The sequence below is a fragment of the Paraburkholderia sp. J69-1 genome, assembly GCF_905220255.1.
In the GTDB taxonomy this organism is placed as follows: Bacteria; Pseudomonadota; Gammaproteobacteria; order Burkholderiales; family Burkholderiaceae; genus Paraburkholderia.
This window is the reverse complement of the sequence record NZ_CAJMZG010000001.1, coordinates 191,842-217,841: the sequence shown is the minus strand read 5'-3', so window position 1 is coordinate 217,841 and position 26,000 is coordinate 191,842. Positions and strand designations below refer to the sequence as shown.

General features: G+C 64.6%; 21 protein-coding genes. 14 read left to right on the top strand and 7 right to left on the bottom strand.

The window, feature by feature from the left end; all coding sequences use genetic code 11:
* The first annotated feature begins 61 nt into the window (after positions 1–61).
* From U5A67_RS01090 to aroG, 3 genes are all read left to right on the top strand, one after another.
* The gene (locus tag U5A67_RS01090) at positions 62–913 is read left to right on the top strand and encodes a carbon-nitrogen hydrolase family protein (protein WP_321815982.1); all 852 of its coding nucleotides are present in this window, start codon (positions 62–64) and stop codon (positions 911–913) included.
* 90 nt (positions 914–1,003) lie between these two features.
* Positions 1,004–2,470 carry a metalloprotease TldD gene (gene tldD, locus U5A67_RS01085; RefSeq protein WP_205981377.1) on the top strand — a complete coding sequence of 489 codons (1,467 nt, stop codon included), beginning with the start codon at positions 1,004–1,006 and terminating at the stop codon, positions 2,468–2,470.
* A gap of 443 nt (positions 2,471–2,913) precedes the next feature.
* Positions 2,914–3,987, top strand: coding sequence for a 3-deoxy-7-phosphoheptulonate synthase AroG (aroG, locus tag U5A67_RS01080; RefSeq protein WP_205981378.1), 1,074 nt, complete (start codon positions 2,914–2,916; stop codon positions 3,985–3,987).
* 89 nt (positions 3,988–4,076) lie between these two features.
* Here aroG and hmpA read toward each other — a convergent pair whose 3' ends face one another.
* Both hmpA and U5A67_RS01070 read right to left on the bottom strand, forming a co-directional pair.
* Positions 4,077–5,291 carry an NO-inducible flavohemoprotein gene (gene hmpA, locus U5A67_RS01075; protein WP_321815981.1) on the bottom strand — a complete coding sequence of 405 codons (1,215 nt, stop codon included), beginning with the start codon at positions 5,289–5,291 and terminating at the stop codon, positions 4,077–4,079.
* A gap of 108 nt (positions 5,292–5,399) precedes the next feature.
* A complete protein-coding gene (locus U5A67_RS01070; protein ID WP_321815980.1) occupies positions 5,400–5,987 on the bottom strand; it encodes a cob(I)yrinic acid a,c-diamide adenosyltransferase in 588 nt (195 codons plus the stop codon).
* Positions 5,988–6,192: 205 nt separating this feature from the next.
* Between U5A67_RS01070 and U5A67_RS01065 the strand changes: the two genes are divergently transcribed.
* The 6 genes from U5A67_RS01065 (at position 6,193) to proC (ending at position 13,573) form a co-directional block, all read left to right on the top strand.
* Positions 6,193–7,617, top strand: a complete 1,425-nt coding sequence (locus tag U5A67_RS01065) for an FAD-binding oxidoreductase (RefSeq protein ID WP_321815979.1) — start codon at positions 6,193–6,195, stop codon at positions 7,615–7,617.
* Positions 7,618–7,644: 27 nt separating this feature from the next.
* The gene (locus U5A67_RS01060; RefSeq protein ID WP_205981382.1) at positions 7,645–9,198 is read left to right on the top strand and encodes an FAD-linked oxidase C-terminal domain-containing protein; all 1,554 of its coding nucleotides are present in this window, start codon (positions 7,645–7,647) and stop codon (positions 9,196–9,198) included.
* 243 nt (positions 9,199–9,441) lie between these two features.
* Positions 9,442–10,530: a glycolate oxidase subunit GlcE gene (glcE, locus tag U5A67_RS01055; protein ID WP_205981495.1), complete on the top strand. Its 1,089-nt coding sequence runs from the start codon at positions 9,442–9,444 to the stop codon at positions 10,528–10,530.
* Positions 10,531–10,548: 18 nt separating this feature from the next.
* Positions 10,549–11,778: a glycolate oxidase subunit GlcF gene (glcF, locus tag U5A67_RS01050; protein ID WP_205981383.1), complete on the top strand. Its 1,230-nt coding sequence runs from the start codon at positions 10,549–10,551 to the stop codon at positions 11,776–11,778.
* A gap of 258 nt (positions 11,779–12,036) precedes the next feature.
* On the top strand, positions 12,037–12,735 hold the full coding sequence (locus U5A67_RS01045; protein ID WP_321815978.1) for a YggS family pyridoxal phosphate-dependent enzyme: 699 nt from the start codon (positions 12,037–12,039) through the stop codon (positions 12,733–12,735).
* 22 nt (positions 12,736–12,757) lie between these two features.
* Positions 12,758–13,573 carry a pyrroline-5-carboxylate reductase gene (gene proC, locus U5A67_RS01040; protein ID WP_321815977.1) on the top strand — a complete coding sequence of 272 codons (816 nt, stop codon included), beginning with the start codon at positions 12,758–12,760 and terminating at the stop codon, positions 13,571–13,573.
* A 90-nt stretch (positions 13,574–13,663) separates the two neighbouring features.
* On the opposite strand, the gene ubiA is transcribed toward proC, so the two are convergent.
* From ubiA to recG, 5 genes are all read right to left on the bottom strand, one after another.
* Complete coding sequence (gene ubiA, locus U5A67_RS01035; RefSeq protein ID WP_321815976.1) at positions 13,664–14,527, bottom strand: 4-hydroxybenzoate octaprenyltransferase; 864 nt, start codon at positions 14,525–14,527, stop codon at positions 13,664–13,666.
* A 219-nt stretch (positions 14,528–14,746) separates the two neighbouring features.
* Positions 14,747–15,235 carry a Dps family protein gene (locus U5A67_RS01030; RefSeq protein ID WP_205981387.1) on the bottom strand — a complete coding sequence of 163 codons (489 nt, stop codon included), beginning with the start codon at positions 15,233–15,235 and terminating at the stop codon, positions 14,747–14,749.
* Between the two features lie 235 nt (positions 15,236–15,470).
* A complete protein-coding gene (locus tag U5A67_RS01025; protein ID WP_205981388.1) occupies positions 15,471–15,647 on the bottom strand; it encodes a hypothetical protein in 177 nt (58 codons plus the stop codon).
* Positions 15,648–16,125: 478 nt separating this feature from the next.
* Entirely contained in the window at positions 16,126–17,085 is a 960-nt protein-coding gene (locus tag U5A67_RS01020) for a hydrogen peroxide-inducible genes activator (protein WP_205981389.1), read from the bottom strand.
* A 171-nt stretch (positions 17,086–17,256) separates the two neighbouring features.
* Positions 17,257–19,551 (bottom strand): ATP-dependent DNA helicase RecG, encoded by a 2,295-nt coding sequence (recG, locus tag U5A67_RS01015; protein ID WP_321959666.1) that lies wholly within the window; start codon positions 19,549–19,551, stop codon positions 17,257–17,259.
* Between the two features lie 252 nt (positions 19,552–19,803).
* On the opposite strand from recG, the gene queA reads away from it, so the two are divergent.
* From queA to secF, 5 genes are all read left to right on the top strand, one after another.
* Positions 19,804–20,865 (top strand): tRNA preQ1(34) S-adenosylmethionine ribosyltransferase-isomerase QueA, encoded by a 1,062-nt coding sequence (queA, locus tag U5A67_RS01010; RefSeq protein WP_205981391.1) that lies wholly within the window; start codon positions 19,804–19,806, stop codon positions 20,863–20,865.
* A gap of 102 nt (positions 20,866–20,967) precedes the next feature.
* Positions 20,968–22,167 carry a tRNA guanosine(34) transglycosylase Tgt gene (gene tgt, locus U5A67_RS01005; protein WP_321815974.1) on the top strand — a complete coding sequence of 400 codons (1,200 nt, stop codon included), beginning with the start codon at positions 20,968–20,970 and terminating at the stop codon, positions 22,165–22,167.
* Positions 22,168–22,470: 303 nt separating this feature from the next.
* Positions 22,471–22,800 (top strand): preprotein translocase subunit YajC, encoded by a 330-nt coding sequence (gene yajC / locus U5A67_RS01000; RefSeq protein ID WP_205981393.1) that lies wholly within the window; start codon positions 22,471–22,473, stop codon positions 22,798–22,800.
* Between the two features lie 151 nt (positions 22,801–22,951).
* Complete coding sequence (gene secD / locus U5A67_RS00995) at positions 22,952–25,009, top strand: protein translocase subunit SecD (RefSeq protein WP_321815973.1); 2,058 nt, start codon at positions 22,952–22,954, stop codon at positions 25,007–25,009.
* A 15-nt stretch (positions 25,010–25,024) separates the two neighbouring features.
* Positions 25,025–25,975: a protein translocase subunit SecF gene (gene secF, locus U5A67_RS00990; RefSeq protein ID WP_321815972.1), complete on the top strand. Its 951-nt coding sequence runs from the start codon at positions 25,025–25,027 to the stop codon at positions 25,973–25,975.
* Positions 25,976–26,000 lie beyond the last annotated feature (25 nt).

Here is a 26,000-nt window from a genome sequence, read left to right as displayed (position 1 = left end):
ACGCGCAATCGCACAACATGCAGCGCTCCGGGCCCGACCACTGTCCAAACAAGAGCCGTCGATGAGCGAATCTTCCTCCCGCGCAGCATCCAGCGCCCCGGTTACGCCGTTCCGCGTGGCCGCGTTGCAGATGGTCAGCACGCCCGAGCCCGCCCGCAATCTCGCCGAAGCCGAACGCCTGATCGCCGCCGCCGTCGCAAAGGGCGCACAACTCGTGCTGCTGCCCGAATACTTCTGCTTCATGGGTCACAAGGACATCGACAAACTAGGCGTGCGCGAGCCCTACGGCGACGGCCCGATCCAGCGCTTTCTCGCCGATGCCGCGCAACGTCATAAGGTGTGGATCATCGGCGGCACGCTGCCTTTGAAAGCCGAGGAAGAAAACCGTGTGCTCAACACCACGCTCGTGTTCGATCCGAGCGGCACCGAGCGCGCGCGTTACGACAAGATCCATCTGTTCAGCTTCGAAAAAGGCGCCGAATCGTTCGACGAAGCGCGCACGATTCGCCCCGGCACGCAGGTGCGCACCTTCGACGCGCCGTTCGGCCGGGTGGGCCTGTCGGTCTGCTACGATCTGCGCTTTCCCGAGCTGTACCGGCGCATGGGCGACTGCGCGCTGATGGTCGTGCCATCGGCGTTCACCTACACCACGGGCCGCGCGCACTGGCGAACCTTGCTGAGCGCGCGCGCCGTCGAAAACCAGTGCTACGTGCTCGCCGCAGCGCAAGGCGGCACGCACGAAAACGGCCGCCGCACGTGGGGCCACAGCATGCTGATCGATCCGTGGGGCGAAATCGTCGATGTGCTCGACGAGAATCCCGGCGTGGTGATCGGCGATATCGACCTCGAACGCATCGCGGCCGTGCGCGCCAGTCTGCCCGCGTGGCGGCATCGCGTGCTCGACTGCAACTGACACGCTTCCCGAGCCAACCATCGACCAGGGCGTCTTGATTTCGCCGTACCGCGCCCGAATCTGCCATCTGAAACTTTCCATATTGAGCGCATGAACATCATCGAACCCGGCATCCGCAATCTGGCGACCGCGAAGGAAGTGCTCCTCGCGCCCTATGGCCTCGACGAGGCGCTGCTCACGCGCACGCTCGGCGAGATCTTCACGCACCGCGTCGACTACGCCGATCTCTATTTCCAGGCCACGCGCAGCGAGGCATGGAGCCTGGAGGAAGGCATCGTCAAGTCGGGCAGCTTCAGCATCGATCAAGGTGTGGGCGTGCGCGCGGTATCCGGCGAGCGCACCGCGTTCGCCTATTCCGACGACCTCTCGCCCGAAGCGATCCGCCAGGCGGCCATCGCCACGCGTTCGATCGCCAAGGCTGGCGGCGGCAAGCAGAAAATCCAGGTGGCCACCTCGCTCAAGGGCGTCGCGGGCCGCGATCTGTATCTGCCTTCCGATCCGCTGACTTCGCTCGACGCCACCGAAAAGGTCAAGCTGCTCGAACGCATCGAGCAGATGGCGCGTGGCCGCGATCCGCGCGTCACCCAGGTGATGGCTGCGCTCGCGGGCGAGTACGACGTGGTGCTGGTCGCGCGCAGCGACGGCGCGCTCGCCGCCGACATCCGCCCGCTCGTGCGGGTGTCCGTCACCGTGATCGCCGAACAGAACGGCCGTCGCGAAGTGGGCAACGGCGGCGGCGGCGGTCGCTACGACTACAGCTATTTCACCGACGACGTGCTGTCGAAATACGTCGACGACGCCGTGCATGCGGCGCTCGTGAACCTCGAAGCGCGTCCGGCGCCGGCCGGCGCGATGACCGTCGTGCTCGGCCCGGGCTGGCCTGGCGTGCTGCTGCACGAAGCGATCGGCCACGGGCTGGAAGGCGACTTCAACCGCAAGGGTTCGTCGGCGTTCGCGGGTCAGATCGGCCAGCGCGTGGCGGCCAAGGGCGTCACCGTGGTGGACGACGGCACGCTGCCGAACCGCCGCGGCTCGCTCAATATCGACGACGAAGGCAACCCGACGCAGTGCACCACGCTGATCGAGGACGGCATTCTCAAGGGCTATATCCAGGATTCGCTCAACGCGCGCCTGATGAAGATGCCCGTGACCGGCAACGCGCGCCGCGAATCCTACGCCGCCCTGCCGATGCCGCGCATGACCAACACCTACATGCTCAACGGCGACAAGGACCCGCAGGAAATTCTCGCTTCGGTGAAGAACGGCCTGTATGCGGTGAACTTCGGCGGCGGTCAGGTGGACATCACCAACGGCAAGTTCGTGTTCTCGGCCTCCGAGGCCTACATGATCGAAGACGGCAAGATCACCTACCCGGTGAAGGGCGCGACGCTGATCGGCAGCGGCCCGGAATCGCTCAAGTACGTGAGCATGATCGGCAACGACATGCGCCTGGATTCGGGCGTGGGCGTGTGCGGCAAGGAGGGCCAGAGCGTGCCCGTGGGCGTGGGCCAGCCGACGCTGCGTATCGACCGCATGACGGTCGGCGGCACGGTCTGACGACCCTGTCAGCCTGAAGCCGCTGTGAAGCCGCTACGCAGGCTTCATGCATGGCGATGCGGAAATTCCGCATCGCCATGCGGATTTCCTGCACTGAAGCGAGAATTTCCGCGGAACATCCGCTTTTTCGCCGCGACCCGCTTGCCAGCCTGAAGAAGGCCGGGTTATAAAGGCAATCACCCTTTTCGACGTAACGAACCGAATCCGCCATGTTCGCCACGAAGTTTTATTTTTACTTCTTTTGGTATCTCAGACCGCTGGCGGATCGAGAGGGTTGATAGTACGCGCAGGACCCCGAACAAACGAAAACCGCCAGCCTAGCCTGGCGGTTTTTTTTCGCCCGGCTTCTTTGGCCCCCCACTCATACGAGCCTCACTTTCATCTAGCAGATTGCCGACGTTTCGCATCGCGAAGCACGCTACACAGGATCAGGAGAAAACAACATGCCCCCGCACAACACCGACGATGTCCGCATCCGCGAACTCAAGGAACTCACGCCGCCCGCACACCTGATCCGCGAATTCCCGTGCTCGGAAGCCGCTTCCACGCTGATCTACGAATCGCGCCGCGCGATGCACCGCATCCTGCACGGCATGGATGATCGTCTGATCGTGATCGTCGGGCCGTGCTCGATTCACGACACCAAGGCCGCGGTCGACTACGCGAAGAAGCTCGTGGAGCAACGCTCGCGCTTCAAGAACGAGCTGGAAATCGTCATGCGCGTGTACTTCGAAAAGCCGCGCACGACGGTGGGCTGGAAGGGTCTCATCAACGACCCGTTCATGGACAACAGCTTCAAGATCAACGACGGCCTGCGCACCGCGCGCGAACTGCTCGTGTCGATCAACGAACTCGGCCTGCCGGCGGGCACCGAATACCTCGACATGATCAGCCCGCAGTACATCGCCGATCTGATTTCGTGGGGCGCGATCGGCGCGCGTACGACCGAATCGCAGGTGCACCGCGAACTGGCTTCGGGTCTCTCCTGCCCGGTCGGCTTCAAGAACGGCACGGACGGCAACGTGAAGATCGCCGTCGATGCGATCAAGGCCGCGTCGCAGCCGCACCATTTCCTCTCGGTGACGAAGGGCGGCCATTCGGCCATCGTCTCGACGGCGGGCAATGAGGACTGCCACGTGATCCTGCGCGGCGGCAAGACGCCGAACTACGACGCGGAAAGCGTCAACGCGGCGTGCAACGACATCGGCAAGGCGGGTCTCGCCGCGCGTCTGATGATCGACGCGAGCCACGCGAACAGCTCGAAAAAGCACGAGAACCAGATTCCGGTCTGCGCCGATATCGGCCGCCAGATTGCGGGCGGCGACGAGCGCATTGTCGGCGTGATGGTGGAATCGCACCTCGTGGCGGGCCGCCAGGATCTGAAGGAAGGCTGCGAGCTGACCTACGGCCAGAGCATCACCGACGCGTGCATCGGCTGGGACGAAAGCGTGGGCGTGCTCGAAGGGCTCGCCGAAGCGGTCAAGCAGCGCCGTATCGCGCGCGGCAGCGGCAACTGATGGTTCGCTGACGCTCGATGATGTGAACAGCCCGGCCAGTTCTGTTGATCACTGGCCGGGCTTTTTTACGTCGATCGCTTCGGGTTCGCTCAGTCGAGCATGCCCGAGCCGAAGATTTCCGTGTGGATGCGCGCCGCGTCCACACCGCGCGCCACCAGCGCTTCGCGCTGCGCGCGCATGAAGGCGACCGGGCCGCAGATGTAGTAATCGGCATCCGGCAGCATGACGTCGGCTTCGATGCGCGCGATGTCCATGCGGCCTTCGAAGTCGTAGTCCTTGCCTGGCTGATCGTCCGCGCTCACGGCCTCATAGAACACCGCGCGCTTGAGGTTCGGATGCTCGGCGGCGCTGCGGCGCAGCCAGTCGCTGAACGCATGCACGCGAGCGTTGCGGCAGGCGTGCGCGAAGGTGATCTGGCGCTCGCTGCGTGCGGCCAGCAGCGTGGCGAGCATCGACGCCATCGGCGTAATGCCGACGCCGCCGCTCATCAGCACGACCGGCGTGCTCTTGTTGCGATCGAGCGTGAATTCGCCCATCGGCGCGCTCACGTGGACGATCGCGCCCTGCTCGACGCCGTCGTGCATCAGGTTCGAGACGAGGCCCGGCTGCACGTCTGCGGCGGCGCTGTTGCCCGCTTCGCGCTTCACCGAAATGCGCAGCCAGCGGCCGTGCGGCGCATCCGAGAGACTGTACTGACGCGGCTGATCGACGCCGAGTTGATCGACGAAGCGCGTCACGCTCACGTACTGACCCGGTTCGAAACCGCCAGCCGGCGCGCCGTCAGCGGGTGCGAGATAGAACGAGGTGATTTCGTCGCTTTCCACCTGCTTGCGCACGACCTTGAACGGACGGAAGCCGCTCCACGGCGCCGCTTCATAGAGCTTCGATTCCGCGCCGATCATGATCTGCGCAAGCTGCGCGTAGGCCACGGCCCAGGCGTCGAGCGTGGCTTGATCGACGGCGTCGCCGAGTACATCGACCACGGCGCCCAGCAGATGACGCCCGACGATCGGATAGTGTTCCGGGCGAATGTTCAGGCTCGCGTGCTTGTGCGCGATATGCGTGACCGCGCCGCTCAGCGCGCCCAGATTGTCGATGTTCGCCGCGTACGCGTAGACCGCGCGCGCCAGCGTTTCGGGCTGGCTGCCGCTCTTCTGATGCGTCTGGTTGAAGAGGTTCTTCAACTCAGGATGCGCGTTGAACATGCGCTGATAGAAATGCTTCGTGATGGTCGTGCCATGTTCGGCAAACACGGGCGCGGTGGCCTTGACGCGGGCGATCTGGTCGGCGGTGAGCGCGGTCATTGCGGCTTCTCCTCGTTAAAGATGTACACAAGATACATCTTTAACGAGGCAGGCTGTCGGGTCATTTTGTCGCACCCCAGCAAAAGGTCGGGGTGCGCATCGTGTCCTCTATTCGATATCCGCGGCAACGCCAGATTGGCCGCGATCATGGCGCCAGAGCACGTCACTGCCGCCCGCCGCGCGATTGAGCACACGCGCGAGCACGAACAGCAGATCGGATAGCCGGTTCACGTAGCGGCGCGGCGTCTGCACGAGTTGCGCTTCTGCGTCCTGCGCATCGCCCAGCGTGACGATCGAGCGTTCCGCGCGCCGACAGACCGTGCGGCAGACATGCGCGAGCGACGCCGCGCGCGAACCGGCCGGCAAAATGAACTCCTTGAGCGGCGGCAGCGTGGCGTTGTAATCGGCGAGCCAGGCGTCGAGGCGCGCAAGATGCGCATCGGTGACGATCGTGTGCCCCGGCATGCACAGCTCGCCGCCCAGATCGAACAGATCGTGCTGGATCGCGATGAGCGCGGCACGCACGTCGTCGGGCAGCGGCTCGCAAAGCAGCACGCCGATGTTCGAATTGAGTTCGTCGACGTCGCCGATAGCGGCGATACGCGCATCGTCCTTGCGCACGCGGCTGCCGTCGCCGAGTCCGGTCGTGCCGTCGTCGCCGGTGCGCGTGGCGATCTTGCTCAGGCGGTTGCCCATGATGTGTCTCTCCAGAAACGTGAACGTGCTTGAAGCTGTTGCTCGAAGCCGGGATTGTCGCTTGCCCGCGCCCAGCGTGGATCATGCAGTGCAGCATGGCGCATGAACTCCGGGCTGCCCCGCCTTTGCGCCCGGAACGTTGAGCGTAGAATGATTTCCGACGAGCATCGCACCAAAGATCAAGCCCAACAAGGAGACACCCCGCGTGAATCATCTCGCGCCGCCGGCCGTTGCCCAACCCGCACGCCGCCCGTTCCCCGCCGATCTCCTTAACAGCCTGCGCACCGCCTTCGGCGAGCGCGTTTCCACTTCCGAAGCCGTGCGCGCCCATCATGGCCGCGACGAATCGCGCTTCGATCCGCAACTGCCAGACGCCGTCGTCTACGCGCAGAGCACCGAAGAGGTCCAGGCGATCGTGAAGCTGTGCGCGCAATACAGCGTGCCGATCATTCCCTACGGCAACGGTTCCTCGCTCGAAGGCCATCTGCTGGCTGTGCAGGGCGGTGTGTCGATCGATCTCTCGCAGATGAACCGCGTGCTTTCGATCAACGCCGAAGACCTGACCGTCACCGTCGAGCCCGGCATCTCGCGCAAGCAGCTCAACGAAGCGCTGCGCGACACGGGCCTGTTCTTCCCGATCGATCCGGGCGCGGACGCGAGCATCGGCGGCATGTCGGCGACGCGCGCCTCGGGCACCAACGCCGTGCGCTACGGCACGATGCGCGAGAACGTGCTGGGCCTGAGCGCCGTGCTGGCGGACGGCCGCGTCATCAAGACCGGCACGCGCGCGCGCAAATCGTCGGCGGGCTACGACCTCACGCGTCTGTTCGTGGGCTCCGAAGGCACGCTCGGCGTCATCACCGAAATCACCGTGAAGCTGTATCCGCAGCCTGAAGCGGTGTCGGCGGCCATCTGCGCGTTTCCGTCGATGGCCGAAGCCGTGCGCAGCGTGATCGAAACGATCCAGATTGGCGTGCCGATCGCCCGCGTGGAATTTATCGACGCGCTTGCGGTGCGCGCCATCAACAAGCATTCGAACCTGACGCTGCGCGAAAAGCACACGCTGTTCTTCGAGTTTCACGGCACCGAAGCGGGCGTGGCCGAGCAGGCGCAACTGGTGCAGGAAATCGCCGCGCAAAACGGCGGCGAAGGCTTCGAATGGGCCACGCGCCCGGAAGATCGCAGCCGCCTGTGGAACGCGCGCCACAGCGCCTACTTCGCGATGCTGCAACTCAAGCCCGGCTGCCGAGCCGTGACCACCGACGTCTGCGTGCCGATTTCGCGCCTCGCCGAATGCGTGGTGGAAACCGAAGCCGATCTCAAGGCTTCGCCGCTGCCCTGCCCGATCGTCGGTCATGTGGGCGACGGCAACTTCCATGTGGCGATCCTCATCGACCCGGACAAGCCCGAGGAAATCGATGAAGCCGAACGCCTGAATCACCGCATCGTGCAGCGCGCGATCCGCATGGACGGCACCTGCACGGGCGAGCACGGCGTGGGCCTGCACAAGATGGATTTCCTGATCGAGGAACACGGCGCGGATACCATCGACACCATGCGCGCGATCAAACACGCGCTCGATCCGCAGAACCTGATGAACCCGGGCAAGATATTTAGCTGGGCCGCCTGATCCGGGCGCACTGAACCTGGAGGAGACATGAACGGACCGGACGCCAAGCTGGTGGAGCCGAACAATGCGCCCACGAACGCGCAAAAACATGCGGACGCCCTCGAACTCACACCCGAAGTGCTCGCGCAGCGCCAGCGCGAAGTCGTGCAGGCGCTGATGGCGGTGCTGCCCGCGCATTGCCTGCTGCATCGCGAGGAAGACACGGTCGCCTACGAATGCGACGGGCTGGCCGCCTATCGCCGCCTGCCGCTCGCGGTGGCGCTGCCGGAAACCGAATCGCAGGTGCAGCGCATCGTGCAGATCTGCCGGCGTCTGGATGTGCCCGTCGTGCCGCGTGGCGCGGGCACCGGCCTTTCCGGCGGCGCGATGCCGATCCGCCATGGCATCGTGCTGTCGCTCGCGCGCTTTCGGCGCATTCTCGAAGTCGATCCCTACGCGCGCACCGCCACGGTCCAGCCCGGCGTGCGCAATCTGGCCGTTTCCGAAGCGGCGGCGCCCTACGGCCTTTACTACGCGCCCGATCCGTCCTCGCAGATCGCCTGCACGATCGGCGGCAACGTTTCCGAGAATTCGGGCGGCGTGCACTGCCTCAAGTACGGCTTGACGCTGCATAACGTGCTGCGCGTGCGCGCCGTGACGATGGACGGCGAGATTGTCGAATTCGGCTCGCTCGCGCCCGATGCGCCCGGCCTCGACCTGCTCGCCGTGATGATCGGCAGCGAAGGCATGTTCGCGATCGTGACCGAAGTCACCGTCAAGCTGATCCCGCGCCCGCAGACCGCGCAGGTGATCATGGCGAGCTTCGACGATGTCGTGAAAGGCGGCGACGCCGTGGCCGCGATCATCGCCTCCGGCATCATTCCGGCCGGTCTGGAAATGATGGACAAGCCGGCGACGCGCGCGGTCGAAGAGTTCGTCAACGCGGGCTACGATCTCGACGCCGCGGCCATCCTGCTGTGCGAGTCCGACGGCACGCCCGAGGAAGTCGCCGACGAAATCGCCCGCACGACCGTCGTGCTGCGCGAGCACGGCGCAACACGCATCCAGATTTCGCGCACTGAAGAAGAGCGTCTGCGCTTCTGGTCGGGCCGCAAGAATGCGTTCCCGGCGGCGGGCCGCATATCTCCCGACTATTACTGCATGGACGGCACCGTGCCGCGCCGCGCGATCGGACCGCTGCTCGCGCGCATCCACGAGATGGAGCAGCAGTACCGGCTGCGCTGCATCAACGTGTTCCACGCGGGCGACGGCAATATGCATCCGCTGATTCTCTTCAACGGCAGCGATCAGGACGAATGGCATCGCGCCGAGGCCTTCGGTTCGGACATCCTCGAAACCTGCGTCGAACTGGGCGGCACGGTCACGGGCGAACATGGCGTGGGCATCGAAAAGATCAATTCGATGTGCGTACAGTTCTCGCCCGAAGAGCGCGACGCCTTTCATGCGGTGAAGCACGCCTTCGACCCCGCCAATCTGCTCAATCCCGACAAGGGCATTCCCACACGCGCGCGCTGCGCCGAGTACGGGCGCATGCACGTACGCGGCAATCTGCTGCCGCATCCCGACCTGCCACGGTTCTGATCCAGGCGTTCCCGCCACGCGCGTTGCGTTTTGCATGATTTTTTGCAGGACGCGGGGCGCGTCGGGCGGCGTGCTGCAAAGCCTGCTGCGAATCGCGCTCCGCTGCGGCCCACCGCCGGGTTTCGGCGCGCACCGCCATGCGGGCCTGCCCCGGGTTGTCAGCACGAAACGCGTCAGTACAATCAGGCGAACCACAACGACAACCGCGCCAGCAACCGCGCCAAGACACGCGCTATGGGAAGCATGCAAGAGGACGACATCGTCGCTGACTGGTCGGAGCGCATCCGCGCCGCAAGTGCGGACGGCAAGCCGCTGCGCATCCGTGGTGGCGGCACCAAGGACTGGTATGGCCAGGCGCTCGAAGGCGAGGTGCTGGATACCCGCGCGCATCGCGGCATCATTGCGTATGACCCCGCCGAACTGGTGATCACGGCGCGCGCCGGCACGCCGCTTCTCGAAATCGAACACGCTCTGGCGGCGCACGGCCAGATGCTGGCGTTCGAGCCGCCTCACTTCGGCCCGCAGGCGACCTTCGGCGGCTGCATCGCAGCAGGTCTTGCCGGACCGCGCCGCGCGAGCGCAGGCGCGGCGCGCGACTTCGTGCTGGGCGCCGTGATCATGAACGGTCGCGGCGAGGTGCTGCACTTCGGCGGTCAGGTCGTGAAAAATGTGGCGGGCTACGACGTCTCGCGCCTGCTGGCGGGTTCGCTCGGCACGCTTGGGCTGATGCTGGAACTGTCCGTGAAAGTGCTGCCGGTCGCGCAGGCGGAAGCCACGCTGCGCTTCGACATGAACGGCACCGACGCCGTGCGCAAGCTCAACGAATGGGGCGGCCGCCCCTTGCCGATGACCGCCAGCGCCTGGCGCAACGGCACGCTCGCCGTGCGGCTGGCGGGCGCCGAAGCAGGCGTGAAAGCTGCGCGCACATCGCTGGGCGGCGAAGTCGTGGATGCCGTGGAAGCCGAGCGCTTCTGGGCGGGGTTGCGCGAGCAGACCGATCCGTTCTTCGCCTCGATCGCTCCCGACGCCGCGCTCTGGCGCCTCGCACTTCCCTCGATCGCCGAGCCGCTGCAATTGCCCGGCACGCAACTGATGGAATGGGGCGGCGCACAGCGCTGGTGGATCACCGAAACCGATGCGCAGACCGTGCGCATCACCGCCAAGCAGGCCGGCGGCCACGCCACCCTGTTCCGCAACGGTCACGCTTACGACCGCAGCGCGGGCGTGTTCACACCGTTGCCCACGCCACTCATGAAGATCCATCGCGGCCTGAAAGCCGCGTTCGACCCGGCCCGCATTTTCAATCGCGGCCGCCTGTATTCCGACTTCTGACGAGAACCCCACGCGGCGATGCAGACGAACCTCGCGGACTTCATTCGCAACACTCCCGACGGCGACGAAGCCGACGCGATCCTGCGCAAATGCGTGCATTGCGGCTTCTGCACCGCGACCTGCCCGACCTACCAGTTGCTCGGCGACGAACTGGACGGCCCGCGCGGTCGCATCTATCTGATGAAGCAGATGGTGGAAGGCGCGCCGGTCACGAAAAGCACGCTCACGCATCTGGACCGCTGCCTCACCTGCCGCAGTTGCGAGACCACCTGCCCGTCCGGCGTGCAATACGGGCGGCTCGTGGAAGTGGGCCGCAAGCTGGCGGAAGAACGCGTGTCGCGACCGTTGCGCCAGCGCCTGATTCGCCGCTTTCTCGCGGGTTTCCTGCCGCGCCGCATGCTGTTCTCGCCGGCCATGCGCACGGCGCAGCAGATGCGCGCCTTGCTGCCGCGCCGCCTGCGCGACAAGGTGCCGGTGCGACAGCGCCCGCTCGCCTGGCCGACGGCGAAGCACCCGCGCAAGATGCTGATGCTCGCGGGCTGCGTGCAGCCTTCGATGATGCCCAACATCAACACGGCGACCGCGCGCGTGCTGGACGCAATCGGCATCGAAACCATCGTGGCGCCGCAGGCGGGTTGCTGCGGCGCGATCCGCCTGCACATGGGCTATACCGACGATGCGCTCGAAGACGTGCGCGCGAATATCGACGCCTGGTGGCCCTACGTCGAGCAAGGCGCCGAAGCCATCGTGATGAATGCATCGGGCTGCGGCGCGACGGTCAAGGAATACGCGCACTTGCTGCGCAATGATCCGGTCTATGCCGAAAAAGCGCGGCGCATCGCCAGTCTCACGCGCGATCTGTCCGAAATCCTGCCCGCGTTCGAAGAAGCGCTGACCGCCGCCACGCGCAGGCGCGGCATCCATACCGTGGCGTACCACCCGCCCTGCACGCTGCAGCACGGCCAGCAACTGCGCGGCGGCGTGGAGAAGGTGCTGGGCGCGCTGGGTCTGGACGTGCGTCTGCCTGCCGACAGCCACCTGTGCTGCGGTTCCGCCGGCACCTACTCCATCACGCAGCCGCGCCTGTCGTACACGCTGCGCAACCAGAAGGTCGATCGGCTCAAGGCGCTGGAGCCGCAACTGATCGTATCGGCGAATATCGGCTGCATTGCCCATCTGCAAAGCGGCACGAAGATTCCGGTCACGCACTGGATCGAGCTGGTCGAGCATATGCTGGCGGCCAATTAACGGAAAGAAACGGAGCGAAACCCAGGGTTGCACCTCGGTGGAACCCTGGTTGCACTTTCACCTCGCGCAGGTAACACTCGCAGGTGACGCTTCCAGCCTACAGACTCGCCGTGTGCCGCAACAGTCGGCCATTCGGCCTATGACTTTTGGCGGGTGTCTGGCGCCCCACGCAGTCCGTATAATTGCCCTCGTTCGTTTCAAGTGCGCCTAACCCAGTGCGCGGCCGCGGGCAGCGCGACGCGGCCGGCCAGAATTCTCATGACCGATCTCGCTCATCACCTCGAAGCCGTTCAACAGCGCATCGCCGCTGCCGCCCGCAATGCGGACCGCGCGCCGGAATCCGTCGCGCTGCTCGCGGTATCGAAAACCTTCCCGGCCGCAGACGTCCGCGCCGCCCACGCGGCCGGCCAGCGCGCGTTCGGCGAGAACTACGTGCAGGAATCGGTGGACAAGATCGAGACACTGGCAGACCTGCGCGCGAGCCTCGAATGGCATTTCATCGGGCCGCTGCAATCGAACAAGACGCGCCCCGTGGCGGAGCGTTTCGACTGGGTGCATTCGGTCGACCGCCTGAAGATCGCGCAACGCCTGTCGGAACAGCGCCCGGCCGACATGGCGCCGCTCAACGTCTGCCTGCAAGTGAACGTGAGCGGCGAAGACTCCAAGAGCGGCGTGGCGCCCGCAGAAGCCGTGCAGATCGCCCACGCGATCGCCGCGCTCCCGAACCTGCGCCTGCGCGGGCTGATGTCGATTCCCGAACCCGCGCAAACGCTCGACGCGCAACGCGCGCCCCATCGCCGCCTGCGCGAGCTGTTCGACGCGCTGCGCGCCGACGGCCTCGAACTCGATACGCTCTCCATGGGCATGTCGGCGGATCTAGAAGCGGCCGTGCTCGAAGGCGCCACCATCGTGCGCATCGGCACCGCGATCTTCGGCGCCCGCGATTACTCTCACTGATTCACTGACGCACTCCAACACCATGAAAATTGCCTTCATCGGCGGCGGCAACATGGCCGCTGCACTCATCGGCGGCCTGATTCGCAAGGGCGTCCCGGCCGGGAATCTGTACGCAATCGATCCGAACGAAGACGCCCGCAAGCGCACCGCCGACCAGTTCGGCGTGAACACGGGCGCCGCGGCCGACGGCGCACTCGCCGGCTACGACGCCGTGCTGATCGCCGTCAAACCGCAGATCGCCAAGGTAGTCGCCGAAGGTCTCGCGCCGCATCTGGGCGCGCATCAGGTCGTCATCAGCATCATGGCCGGCATCCGTATCGAAGATCTGTCGCGCTGGCTCGGCGGTCATGCGCGCGTGGTGCGCACGATGCCGAACACGCCCGCGCTGATCGGCATGGGCGCAACGGGTCTGGTCGCAAGCAGCGGCGTGGACGCGGCGGGCCGCGAACTGGCGTCGAACGTGCTGGGCGCGGTTGGCCTGTCGGTGTGGTTCGACGACGAAAGCAAGATCGACGCAGTCACGGCGATTTCGGGCAGCGGCCCGGCCTACGTGTTCTATTTCATCGAGGCGCTGGAAGAAGCCGCGCGTCAGCTCGGCATGGACGAGCAGCAAGGCCGCGCGCTGGCCATCGCCACCTTCACCGGCGCGGCGCAACTGGCGCTGCAATCGGACGAAACGCCCGCCGTGCTGCGCGAGCGCGTGACCTCCAAGGGTGGCACGACGGCGGCGGCGCTCGCTTCGTTCGACGCTTCGGGCATCAAGGACGCCATCGTGCGCGGCGCGCTCGCGGCCGACGCGCGTGCGACGGAAATGGGCAAGGAATTCGGCGCGCAGTAATCCGCTCGATAAACCGCTCAGAAAGCGTCATGCTCAAGTAAAAAAGCGCCCAATGGGCGCTTTTTTACGTCTGAAACCGGAGCGGTTCGCTCACATCCCCGCCGCCACGTAATGCGCCGCGATGCCCACAAACAGCGCGCCGCCGAGCCAGTTGTTGTGACGGAACGCCGCGAAGCACAGCATGCGCTCGCGGTTCTTGATCAGCGTGTAGTGATAGATCGCGCAGCCCACCGCCGCCGCCCAGCCGAGCCAGTACAGCACGCCGAACTGCTGCGTGATGCCCACCCAGACGTAGATGCCCAGCGTGAACGCGTAGCAGAGCATGATCGCGAGCACATCGAAGCGGCCGAACGTCAGCGCCGAAGTACGAATGCCGATCTTGATATCGTCGTCGCGATCGACCATCGCGTATTCGGTGTCGTAGGCGACCGACCAGAACACGTTGGCGATCAGCATGATCCACGCGAGCATCGGCACGTGATCCTGAATCGCCGCGAAGGCCATCGGAATGCCAAAGCCGAACGCGATACCCAGATACGCCTGCGGAATCGCGAAAAAGCGCTTGGTGAACGGATACGACGCCGCCACGAACAGGGCCACCACCGAAAGCTGCTTGGTGAGCGCGTTGAGCGGCAGGATCAGCAGGAACGAGACGATCGCGAGCGCTGCGGCAATTGCCACCGCTTCCCACGCGCGGATGCGCCCCGAGGTGATCGGCCGCTCGGCTGTGCGCTTGACGTGACGGTCGAAATCGCGGTCCGCGTAATCGTTGATCGCGCAGCCCGCCGAGCGCATCAGCACCGTACCGACCGTGAAGATCACCAGCAGCGAAAGCGACGGATGGCCGTTCGAGGCGATCCACAGCGCGTTGAGCGTCGGCCACAGCAGCAGCAGGCTGCCGATCGGCTTGTCCATGCGGACGAGCCGCAGATAGAGCGGAAGTCGGGCGAACATGTTCGGGGCGGGAATGACGATGAATGCGGGAAAGACGATGCGCTATTGTAGGCCACGCATGCGGCAGCTCGCCGCCATCCTTGCCAGCGCGACGCGCGGGAAATCGGGCGCTATCGTCAGCAGATCCGCGCATAACCCACAAACAAGCGCACAAAAACAAAAACCCGCCGGACCAGCCAGCGGGTTTTTCTATTTCGGACCACCGTATTCGAACGGCGATTAGGCGAGCATCGAACGCAGCATCCACGCCGTCTTTTCATGCGTCTGCATGCGCTGCGTGAGCAGGTCGGCGGTCGGCTCGTCGTGGGCGGCTTCCGTGGCCGGGAAGATCGCGCGCGCGGTACGCACCACGGCTTCCTGACCTTCCACCAGCTGACGGATCATGTCTTCGGCAGCCGGCACGCCGTCCGCTTCGGGGATCGACGAGAGCTTCGCGAATTCCTTGTAGCTGCCCGGCGCATGCACGCCCAGCGCGCGGATACGTTCGGCAATGGCGTCCACGGCCAGCGCCAGTTCGTTGTACTGCGTTTCGAACATCAGATGGAGCGTGTTGAACATCGGCCCCGTGACGTTCCAGTGGAAGTTGTGCGTCTTGAGGTACAGCGTGTACGTGTCCGCGAGCAGGTGCGAGAGACCGTCCGCGATCTTCTTGCGATCCTTGTCGGTGATGCCGATATTCACGTGCTGCACAGCAGATTTTTTGGCCATGACGACTCCTTTTGTAGCAGTGAGACTACCCATCCGAGACGCTGTAAATCTTCGCTTGCGCACCGATGCCCAGTGCTGGCTCGCGAACGCTCGATCGGGCCTCAGTTTATCTTATTAACGCCGGAAAACAGGGTCATCCGGCCCCACAGTTCAACAGAGGTCAAGCAGCGAGCGTGCCTGCTGTGACATATCGCGTCATGAAGCCGATGGCGGTGCCGATGCGCTCAATTCACGCTCAATGCGCGGGCAACTGCGTGAACGCGTGCGACGCAATCGCCACGAACACGCTGGCGATGATCGCGAAACCCACGACACGCCGCACCATCTGGGTACCGTCGGCGCGCGAACGTGCCATTTCTGCACCGCGGCCCGCGCCCATCGCCTTGCGTGTCATCGTCATCGTTCTGGTCATGATCGTGCTCCTAACTGTTCCTGCGCTTTGGCGTTACCTGCGAATCTGGTGCGACGAGGCGCGATATGCGCCCCGCCGCGGCTCCCTGCTTTTTTGCCTGCTTTGTTATTTCAATTGCGCTCAACCGCGTTCCAGCGATCCAAGCAATTCAAGCGGCCAGCGCGCGATCCACGAGCAGCGAAAACGCGACGGTGCGCAGGCTCGACGCCAACGTCGATGGCGTTGCTGCGGTGGTCGTTGCAGTCGTGTTTTGCATCGCGTCCTCTCGTTGATTCGTTGTCTGGCGGGTTGAGAGAGACTTTATCAATGACTATCGATATTGATAATTTGATTTATTTTATATATCGAATAGTCGCGATTTATCGGCGATGCAAAGCAGCGGCGCAAAACCAGAAGGGAGATGAAAACGCGGGCGAACGCCGCGTCGGGTCAGGCAAAGCGCCGCGCGGGGAGCGCAGCGCGTCAAACAGTCAGCGTATCAAGCCGCTTCGACCGGCGCCTCGATCTTCTTCACGCCCGGCAGTTCGCAGGCATGGATCGCTTCGACGATCGCTTCGATCGCCGGCATGCGCGTAAAGCTCTTGCGCCACGCCAGCACGACACGGCGGTCGGGCACCGGTTCGTCGAACGGCACATAGGACAGCAGGCCGGAATCGATACCGCCCGCGTGCGGCTTCACCTCGGTCACCGACATGCGCGGCAGCACCGTGATGCCAACACCGCTCGCCACCATATGGCGAATGGTTTCCAGCGACGAACCTTCGAACGTCTTCTGGATGCCGTCCGCGTTCTGCGAGAAGCGCATCAGTTCCGGGCACACGCCCAGCACGTGATCGCGGAAGCAATGGCCGCTGCCGAGCAACAGCATGGTTTCCTGCTTGAGATCGTCCGGGTCGATCTTCGGGCGCTTTTCCCACGCGTGCCCCGAAGGCAGCGCCACGACGAACGGCTCGTCATAGAGCGGACGCAGCGTGAGGCCGGTTTCGGGGAACGGCAGCGCCATGATGGCCACGTCGATTTCGCCCTGCTTGAGCAATTCGATCAGCTTGAGCGTGTAATTTTCCTGCAGCATCAGCGGCATCTGCGGGACGCGCTTGATCATCTGCTTGACCAGCGTGGGCAGCAGGTACGGCCCGATCGTGTAGATCACGCCCAGACGCAGCGGCCCGATCAGCGGGTCCTTGCCCTGCTTGGCGATTTCCTTGATGGCGAGCGTCTGCTCGAGCACGCGCTGCGCCTGCGTGACGATCTGCTCGCCGATGGGCGTCACGCTCACTTCGCTCGTGCCGCGCTCGAAAATCTGCACGTTCAGTTCGTCTTCGAGTTTCTTGATGGCCACCGACAGCGTCGGCTGGCTCACGAAGCAGGCTTCGGCGGCCCGTCCGAAGTGGCGCTCGCGGGCAACCGCGACGATGTATTTCAATTCAGTGAGCGTCATTTCATTGGGGACCAATCAAAAAGGGTGAATCAATAGCTTGTACTTATACACCTATGGCGGCGATTCGCCAATAATCAACGCCCCTATCCGGGGCGCGATCATGAACAGGGTCAGACGGAATTGCGGCGCACAGGTTCCGCAACGCGTGCACGAAGCCGCGCAATGGACTATTCAGGCTTTGAGATACTGTTCGCGCGCGCCGAGCCAGCGGTTCAGATGCTGGGTGACCACGTGCGGATATTCGTGCAGCAGGCGCTCGGCGGCTTCGCGGGCGGGCTCGATCAGCCAGGCATCGTTTTCGAGATCGGCGAAGCGCAGCATCGCCGCCCCCGACTGACGCGCGCCGAGGAATTCGCCCGGACCGCGAATTTCCAGATCCTTGCGGGCGATTTCGAAGCCGTCGGTGGTTTCGCGCATCGTCTGCAAACGCTGACGGCCGGTGAGCGAAAGCGGCCCCGTGTAGAGCAGCAGGCACACCGACGCCGCGCTGCCGCGCCCGACCCGCCCGCGCAACTGGTGCAGCTGCGCAAGGCCGAAGCGCTCGGCGTGCTCGATCACCATCAGCGAGGCGTTCGGCACGTCCACGCCCACTTCGATCACCGTGGTCGCCACCAGCAACTGCACTTCGTTGCGCGAGAACGCGTCCATGACGGCGGCTTTGTCCGCCGAAGCCAGCCGCCCGTGCACGAGCCCGACCGCCAGTTCCGGCAGTGCCGCCACCAGCGTTTCCCAGGTTTCCACCGCGGTCTGCAACTGCAGCGTCTCGCTTTCCTCGATCAGCGGACACACCCAGTAGACCTGCCGCCCCGTGAGCGCCGCCGCGCGCACCCGCGCGATCACTTCTTCGCGGCGCGCATCGGAAACGAGCTTGGTGACAATCGGCGTGCGGCCTGGCGGCAGTTCGTCGATGGTGGACACTTCGAGGTCCGCGTAATAGGTCATCGCCAGCGTGCGCGGGATCGGCGTGGCGGTCATCATCAGTTGATGCGGCTGGAACTCGCGCGCGGTTTCGTCGGGCGACTTCGCGTTTTGCGCCTTGGCGCGCAGCGCAAGCCGCTGCTCGACGCCGAAGCGATGCTGTTCATCGACGATCACGAGCCCCAGGCGCGCGAATTCCACGGCGTCCTGAATGATCGCGTGCGTGCCGATCACGAGCCGCGCCGTGCCCAGCGCCGCCGCTTCCAGCGCGGCGCGCTTTTCCTTCGCCTTGAGGCTGCCCGAAAGCCACGCCACCTGCACGCCGAGCGGTTCGAGCCAGCCGCGCAGCTTGCGCGCGTGCTGCTCCGCGAGAATTTCGGTGGGCGCCATCAGCGCGGCCTGATAACCGGCGTCGATGGCCTGCGCCGCCGCGAGCGCCGCCACCACGGTCTTGCCGCTGCCGACGTCGCCTTGCAGCAGACGCTGCATCGGATGCGGCGCTTCCAGATCCTGCGCGATCTCGCCGACCACGCGTTCCTGCGCATTCGTGAGCTTGAACGGCAAGGCTTCGCGCAGACGGGCGAGCAAGGTTTCCTCGCTCTTGCGGCCCGCGATATGACGCGCCATCGCCGGCGCGGCGCGTGTGCGGCGCTCTTCATGCGCGCGTTTGAGCGAGAGTTGCTGCGCGAGCAGTTCGTCGAACTTGATGCGCGTCCACGCGGGATGCGTGCCGTCGATCAGCTCGTTCTGATCGGCGTTGATGGGCGGATGGTGCAGCGTTCTCACCGCATCCATGAGGCCGGGCACGTTCAGCGGCGCGAGAAACTCCTGCTCGATCGGCTCCGGCAGCAGTTCGGGCAGATGCGCGCGTTCGAGTGCGTTGTCGATGGCCTTGCGCAGATACGCCTGACTCACGCCCGCCGTGGACGGATAGACCGGCGTGAGCGCCTGCGGCAGCGGCGCATCGCCTTCGACCACCTTCACGGCCGGATGCACCATTTCCAGCCCGAAAAAGCCGCCGCGCACGTCGCCGCGCACGCGCAGGCGTTTGCCCACCGCCATCTGCGTGACCTGCGAGCCGTAGAAGTTCAAGAAACGCAGATGCAGTTCGTCGCCGTTGTGGTCGCGCAGTTTCACGACCAGCTGGCGGCGCGGGCGATAGGCGACTTCGTTGTCGAACACCACGCCTTCGGTCTGCTCGATGCCGCCCGGCAGCAGTTCGCCGATGGGCGTGAGCGTGGTTTCGTCCTCGTAGCGCATCGGCAGATGCAGCACGAGGTCGATGGCGCTTTTCAGGCCCAGTTTGGCGAGGCGGTCGGCGGTTTTGGTGAGCTTGGGCTTGTCTTTGTCGGCGGATTTATCTGCAGACTTCGCAGCAGACTGCGCGGCGGTTTTCTTCGCCGCGGCACGCTTGCGCGGCGAGGCAGCGTCGGGCGCTGCGTCCTGTGCGTCCGCGCGCGTGTCCGGCTGCGCGTCCGGCTGCAAATCGTCATCGGGGACGCTCGCGGGATCGGATTCGGCAATCATTCGGCTAACGGACGAGGGCATGGGCTGCTTCACAAGTACAATATCGGCTTTCCGGCATGGCGCGGCACGTCCGCGCATCGGCCTGCTGCGGACAATGCTGCTGTCGACGCTCCGTTCAGGCCGGTTCCGCAATCATATCTGTTCGCTCCGTAAGGGCGGGCATCAAGGCCGTTTTTAGGGTACAAGCGCTGCGCGTTGCAACACGCGCAAGCCGCCCGCTGGCCGCCGCGCCGCATCGTCGGCGCCTTACCGCTTACCGTGTTTTCAGGCCGTATGTTCAAGCTTTCCGATTTCGATTTCGATCTTCCCGAAGCACTGATCGCGCAGACCGCCCTGCCCGAGCGCAGCGCGAGCCGCCTGCTGGAAGTCGACAATGCCGCGCTGCCGGCGCGATTGACCGACCGCACGTTCGCCGATCTGCCCGCGTGCATCGCGCCCGGCGATCTGCTCGTGTTCAACGATACCAAGGTGCTGAAGGCGCGCTTCTTCGGCCAGAAGGCCAGCGGCGGCAAAATCGAAGTGCTGGTCGAGCGTCTGACCGGCGCGCGCACGGCGCTCGCGCAGATCCGCGCGAGCAAGAGCCCCGGCCCCGGCACGGTGCTGCGTCTGGCCGATGCCTTCGACGTCACCGTGGGCGAGCGCGTCGAACCGTTCTACACGCTGCATTTCCCCGAAGACTGCCTGACGCTGATCGAGCAGTTCGGCCGTCTGCCGCTGCCGCCCTACATCACGCACGACGCCGATGCCGGCGACGAAACGCGCTATCAGACCGTGTTCGCGCAGAACCCGGGTGCCGTGGCCGCACCCACCGCCGGCCTGCACTTCGACGACGCACTGCTGGCGAAGCTCGATGCCATGGGCGTGGAGCGCGCCACGCTCACGCTGCACGTGGGCGCGGGCACGTTCCAGCCGGTGCGCGTGGAAAACATCGCCGAACACAAGATGCACAGCGAGTGGTATCAACTGCCGCAATCGCTCGTCGATAAGATTGCCGCCACGCGCGCACGCGGCGGCCGCGTGATCGCCGTGGGCACGACCTCGATGCGCGCGCTCGAAGCCGCCGCGCGCGACGCCGCGAACGAAAACCGCGAACTCGCGGCCACGCAGGCGGAAACCGATATTTTCATCACGCCGGGCTATCAGTTCCGCGTGGTCGACCGGCTCGTGACCAACTTCCATTTGCCGAAATCGACGCTGCTGATGCTGGTTTCCGCGTTCGCGGGCATCGAGACGATTCGTGCTGCGTACAAACACGCCATCGAAGCGCGCTATCGCTTTTTCAGCTATGGCGACGCCATGTTGCTGACGAAAACCGCAGACGCACTGAAGGCTTGAAACAAGCCTGAACGTTTCCCGGCCGCCACGCCTCGCACGAGCGCGCAGCGGCGTTTCACTATCTGCGCCGGACTGTTTTCCGGTTGCACAGGAGTCCACCGCATGACCGACGGTCAGCAAAACAACGCACGCGCCGAACACGGCGCTTATCTGGGCGAACGCCCGCAAAACGGCCTCAAATTCGAATTGCTCGGCACCGACGGCCTCGCCCGACGCGGCCGCGTCACGCTCAATCATGGCGTGGTCGAAACGCCGATCTTCATGCCCGTGGGCACCTACGGCACCGTCAAGGCCACCCAGCCGCGCGAGCTGGAGGAAATGAAGGCGCAGATCATCCTCGGCAATACCTTCCACCTCTGGCTGCGCCCGGGTCTGGAAACCATCGAGGCGCACGGCGGCCTGCATCGCTTCATGGGCTGGAACCGGCCGATCCTCACCGATTCGGGCGGCTTCCAGGTGTTCTCGCTCGGCGATCTGCGCAAGATCTCGGAAGACGGCGTGCGCTTCGCCTCGCCCGTGAACGGCGACAAGCTGTTCCTCTCGCCCGAAGTGTCGATGCAGATCCAGAAGGTGCTGAACTCGGACATCGTCATGCAGTTCGACGAATGCACGCCCTACGCGACCAACGGCGTGACGACCACGCATCAGGAAGCGGCCGATTCCATGCGCATGTCGATGCGCTGGGCGCAGCGCTCGATCGACGAATTCAACCGCCTCGGCAACCCGAACGCCTTGTTCGGCATCGTGCAGGGCGGCATGTTCGAGGATCTGCGCGACGAGTCGCTCGAAGGTCTTTCGCAGATGCCGTTCCACGGCTACGCGATTGGCGGGCTGTCGGTGGGCGAACCGAAGGAAGACATGATGCGCGTGCTCCAGCACATCGCGCCGAAGCTTCCCGCCGACAAGCCGCACTACCTGATGGGTGTGGGCACGCCGGAAGATCTGGTGGCAGGCGTGGCGGCGGGCGTCGACATGTTCGACTGCGTGATGCCCACGCGTAACGCGCGCAACGGCTGGATCTTCACGCGTTTCGGCGACATCAAGATCCGCAACGCCACGCACAAGAATTCGCTGCGCCCGCTCGACGAGCAATGCGGCTGCTACACCTGCCGCAACTTCACGCGCGGCTATCTGCATCACCTGCATCGCGTCGGTGAAATTCTCGGCGCGCAGCTCAACACGATCCACAACCTCCATTACTACCTGGAGTTGATGAGCGAAATCCGCACGGCGATCGAGACGAAGTCCTTCACGGCCTTCCGTCAGCGTTTCGCCGAAAACCGCGCGCGCGGCGTGGATTGAGTGGCCCGACGGTCGAACAAGGTGCGCGCCAGCAAGCTTTAGAAGGTTTTTGATGGCGCGTCACTGCGAAACCGGCGACACTTTACAATTACCTTTCGCGACGACTGCGCCCGGGCCACGCCCGATGTGCGGCTGACCTTCCAGACCTGTGCCGCCCACCCCACCCAGCCGGGCAAAGCGGCTAACAGCTTGATCGGAAAGCCCATTTGGCGCCATCGTCGCGTTAGTTGCCGGTGGTAGAATAACCGGCTCGCTTTTGATCGTATCTTTGATCGTACTGATCGTATAAACGGAGAGACCAACGTGTCGTTTATTTCCAATGCCTTCGCCCAAGGCTCCGCAGCTGGCGGCGCAGAATCCAGCCTGATGAGCTTCCTGCCGCTGATTCTGATGTTCGCCGTGCTGTACTTCATCATGATCCGTCCGCAGATGAAGCGCCAGAAGGAACACCGCAACATGCTCGCCGCCATGGCCAAGGGCGACGAAGTCATCATCAGCGGCGGTATCGTCGGCAAGGTCACGAAGGTCAGCGAAGCCTACGTTGGCGTCGAAATCAGCGACAGCACGGAAGTGACCGTGCAGAAGTCGTCGGTGACGACCATCCTGCCGAAGGGCACGATCAAGTCGCTGTAAGCGCGAGACGATCGATCACTTCCGGCCGCACTCATTCTGCGGTCCAGCGCGTCCGGCCCGGCCCTGATTGCACCCAGACCGGGCGGCACGAAGGCCTCGCCGGACGCGCGCGCATCGAGATGGCAATTCCTCTCCCCCGTTGGGCCAACCAATGAACCGTTATCCCCTCTGGAAATATGTCGTGATGGTCGTGGCGCTTGCCATCGGCCTCGTGTACACATTGCCCAATTTCTTCGGCGAAGCGCCCGCGGTCCAGGTGTCGAGCGGTAAAGCGACCGTCAAGCTCGGCTCCGACACGCTCGCTCAGGTCGAATCGGCCGTCGCCGCCGCCAACATCAAGGCCGACGACGTCACCTTCGACAACTCGTCGATGAACGCGAATATCCGCGTGCGTGTGGCCGACACCGACACCCAGCTGCGTCTGAAGGACGCACTGAACCACGCGCTGAACGCCGATCCAAGCGATCCGCAGTACATCGTCGCGCTGAATCTGCAGAGCGCCTCGCCGCGCTGGCTGACGGCGCTGCACGCGCTGCCGATGTACCTCGGTCTGGACCTGCGCGGCGGCGTGCACTTCCTGCTCCAGGTGGACATGAACGGCGCGCTCAACAAGAAGCTCGATTCCGATGCTTCGGACGCCCGCTCGATCCTGCGCGACAAAACCATCCGTGACGGCGGCGTGAACCGCGTCGGTCAGACGGTGGTGATCAATTTCGCCGATCCGGCCGTGGCCGATCAGGCTAGCAAGGTGCTCTCGGGCACGGGCGGCGTGAGCGAACTGTCGTGGTCCACGCAGAACAATCCTGAAGGCGGCGTGCAGCTGGTCGGCACGTTCACGCCGGCGGTCAAGAAGGCCGTGCAGGATGCCGCGCTCAAGCAGAACATCCAGACGCTGCATAACCGCGTGAACGAGCTGGGCGTGTCCGAGCCCGTGATCCAGCAGCAAGGCGACGACCGCATCGTGGTCGAACTGCCGGGCGTGCAGGACACCGCCAAGGCGAAGGACATCATCGGCCGCACGGCGACGCTCGAAGCGCGCCTCGCCGACCCGAACGGCCTGCACCCGAACCCGACCGATCCGGTCCCGCCGGGCGACGAGTTGTTCACGCAAGGCAACGCCGCGCCGGTGCTGCTGCGCAAGCAGGTGATCTTCACCGGCGACCGCATCATCGACGCATCGGCGGGCTTTGACGAACATCAGCGTCCGTCCGTGAACATCCGCCTCGACTCGGCCGGCGGCCGCGCCGTGGGTCAGGTGTCGCGCGACAACATCGGCAAGCCGATGGCGATGGTGCTGTTCGAAAAGGGCAAGGGCGAAGTGCTGACGGTGGCGACCATCCAGTCGGAACTGGGCGACCGCTTCCAGATCACGGGCCAGCCCACGGCACAAGCCGCAACCGATCTCGCGCTGCTGCTGCGCGCCGGTTCGCTCGCCGCGCCGATGGACATCATCGAAGAACGTACGGTCGGTCCGAGCCTCGGTGCGGACAACATCCGCAAGGGCTTCGATTCGGTGGTCTACGGCTTTGCCGCGATCGCCGTGTTCATGCTCTGCTACTACCTGCTGTTCGGTCTGATCTCGATGATCGGCCTGTCGGTGAACCTGCTGCTGCTGGTGGCCGTGCTCTCGATGATGCAGGCCACGCTGACGCTGCCGGGTATTGCCGCTATCGCGCTCGCGCTCGGTATGGCGATTGACGCGAACGTGCTGATCAACGAGCGCGTGCGTGAAGAATTGCGCAACGGCGCGCCGCCGCAACTGGCGATCCAGAACGGTTACGCGCACGCCTGGGCGACGATTCTCGACTCGAACGTGACCACGCTGATCGCCGGTCTCGCCTTGCTGGCCTTCGGTTCGGGCCCGGTGCGCGGTTTCGCGATCGTGCACTGTATCGGCATTCTGACCTCGATGTTCTCGGCCGTGTTCTTCTCGCGCGGTCTCGTGAACCTCTGGTACGGCGGCAAGAAGAAGCTCAAGACGCTGGCAGTCGGTCAGGTGTGGCGTCCGGAACCGGAAGCGGCGGGTGCACCCGCACTGAGCGCCGAAGACACGGACACCGACACGGGCCGCGCGCTCGCCTCGAGCGCCGCAAAGCGTCAAGCCGGTCAGCCTGCGAAGGCCGGCGCCAAGGGTGGCGCACGTGCGAAGCCGACGGTTCGCCGCCGGAACGACCCCAGCAGCCCCGACAACACCGGTTCGTCCCGCTGATACGGAGACTAGAAAATGGAATTTTTCCGCATCCGCAAAGACATCCCGTTCATGAAGCACGCGTTGATCTTCAACGCGATCTCCTTCATTACGTTTATCGCGGCGGTGTTCTTCCTGTTCCACCGCGGTCTGCATCTGTCGATCGAGTTCACCGGCGGTACGGTCGTCGAAGTGCAGTATCCGCAGGCGGTGCCGCTCGAACCGGTGCGCGATTCGCTCGCGAAGATCGGTTACGGCGACGCCCAGGTGCAGAACTTCGGCACCTCGCGTGACGTGCTGATCCGCCTGCCGATCAAGCAGGGTCTCTCCTCGGCCCAGCAGAGCGACCAGGTAATGACCACGCTCAAAGCCGCCGAACCGCAGGTTCAGCTGCAGCGCGTGGAGTTCGTCGGCCCGCAGGTCGGCAAGGAACTCGCCACCGACGGCCTGCTCGCGCTCGCCTGCGTGGTGGCCGGCATCATCATCTATCTGTCGTTCCGCTTCGAGTGGAAATACGCCGTCGCCGGCGTGATCGCCAACCTGCACGACGTGGTGATCATTCTGGGCTTCTTCGCGTTCTTCCAGTGGGAGTTCTCGCTCTCTGTGCTGGCCGCCGTGCTGGCCGTGCTCGGTTATTCGGTAAACGAATCGGTCGTTATCTTCGACCGGATTCGCGAAACCTTCCGCCGCGAACGCAAGATGAGCGTGACCGAAGTGATCAACCACGCGATCACGCGCACGATGTCGCGAACCATCATCACCCACGGCTGTACGGAAATGATGGTGCTGTCGATGTTCTTCTTCGGCGGCCCGACTCTGCACTACTTCGCACTGGCGCTGACGGTGGGTATTCTGTTCGGTATCTACTCGTCGGTGTTCGTGGCGGCATCGCTGTCGATGTGGCTCGGCGTGAAGCGCGAAGACCTCATTAAGGACAAGAAGGACAAGTTCGATCCGAACGATCCGAACGCAGGCGCACAGGTTTAAGCACCTGTCCTTCGTCGAATAAAAA

Excerpts from the sequence above, each read along its gene's own strand:
- glcE (WP_205981495.1), top strand. The coding sequence starts at position 9,442 with ATGCAAGAGGACGACATCGTCGCTGACTGGTCGGAGCGCATCCGCGCC.
- U5A67_RS01020 (WP_205981389.1), bottom strand. The coding sequence starts at position 17,085 with ATGACGCTCACTGAATTGAAATACATCGTCGCGGTTGCCCGCGAGCGC.
- glcF (WP_205981383.1), top strand. The coding sequence starts at position 10,549 with ATGCAGACGAACCTCGCGGACTTCATTCGCAACACTCCCGACGGCGAC.
- U5A67_RS01045 (WP_321815978.1), top strand. The coding sequence starts at position 12,037 with ATGACCGATCTCGCTCATCACCTCGAAGCCGTTCAACAGCGCATCGCC.
- tgt (WP_321815974.1), top strand. The coding sequence starts at position 20,968 with ATGACCGACGGTCAGCAAAACAACGCACGCGCCGAACACGGCGCTTAT.
- proC (WP_321815977.1), top strand. The coding sequence starts at position 12,758 with ATGAAAATTGCCTTCATCGGCGGCGGCAACATGGCCGCTGCACTCATC.
- tldD (WP_205981377.1), top strand. The coding sequence starts at position 1,004 with ATGAACATCATCGAACCCGGCATCCGCAATCTGGCGACCGCGAAGGAA.
- U5A67_RS01060 (WP_205981382.1), top strand. The coding sequence starts at position 7,645 with ATGAACGGACCGGACGCCAAGCTGGTGGAGCCGAACAATGCGCCCACG.
- queA (WP_205981391.1), top strand. The coding sequence starts at position 19,804 with ATGTTCAAGCTTTCCGATTTCGATTTCGATCTTCCCGAAGCACTGATC.
- ubiA (WP_321815976.1), bottom strand. The coding sequence starts at position 14,527 with ATGTTCGCCCGACTTCCGCTCTATCTGCGGCTCGTCCGCATGGACAAG.
- aroG (WP_205981378.1), top strand. The coding sequence starts at position 2,914 with ATGCCCCCGCACAACACCGACGATGTCCGCATCCGCGAACTCAAGGAA.
- U5A67_RS01070 (WP_321815980.1), bottom strand. The coding sequence starts at position 5,987 with ATGGGCAACCGCCTGAGCAAGATCGCCACGCGCACCGGCGACGACGGC.
- hmpA (WP_321815981.1), bottom strand. The coding sequence starts at position 5,291 with ATGACCGCGCTCACCGCCGACCAGATCGCCCGCGTCAAGGCCACCGCG.
- secD (WP_321815973.1), top strand. The coding sequence starts at position 22,952 with ATGAACCGTTATCCCCTCTGGAAATATGTCGTGATGGTCGTGGCGCTT.
- recG (WP_321959666.1), bottom strand. The coding sequence starts at position 19,551 with ATGCCCTCGTCCGTTAGCCGAATGATTGCCGAATCCGATCCCGCGAGC.
- U5A67_RS01090 (WP_321815982.1), top strand. The coding sequence starts at position 62 with ATGAGCGAATCTTCCTCCCGCGCAGCATCCAGCGCCCCGGTTACGCCG.
- U5A67_RS01025 (WP_205981388.1), bottom strand. The coding sequence starts at position 15,647 with ATGACCAGAACGATGACGATGACACGCAAGGCGATGGGCGCGGGCCGC.
- U5A67_RS01030 (WP_205981387.1), bottom strand. The coding sequence starts at position 15,235 with ATGGCCAAAAAATCTGCTGTGCAGCACGTGAATATCGGCATCACCGAC.
- secF (WP_321815972.1), top strand. The coding sequence starts at position 25,025 with ATGGAATTTTTCCGCATCCGCAAAGACATCCCGTTCATGAAGCACGCG.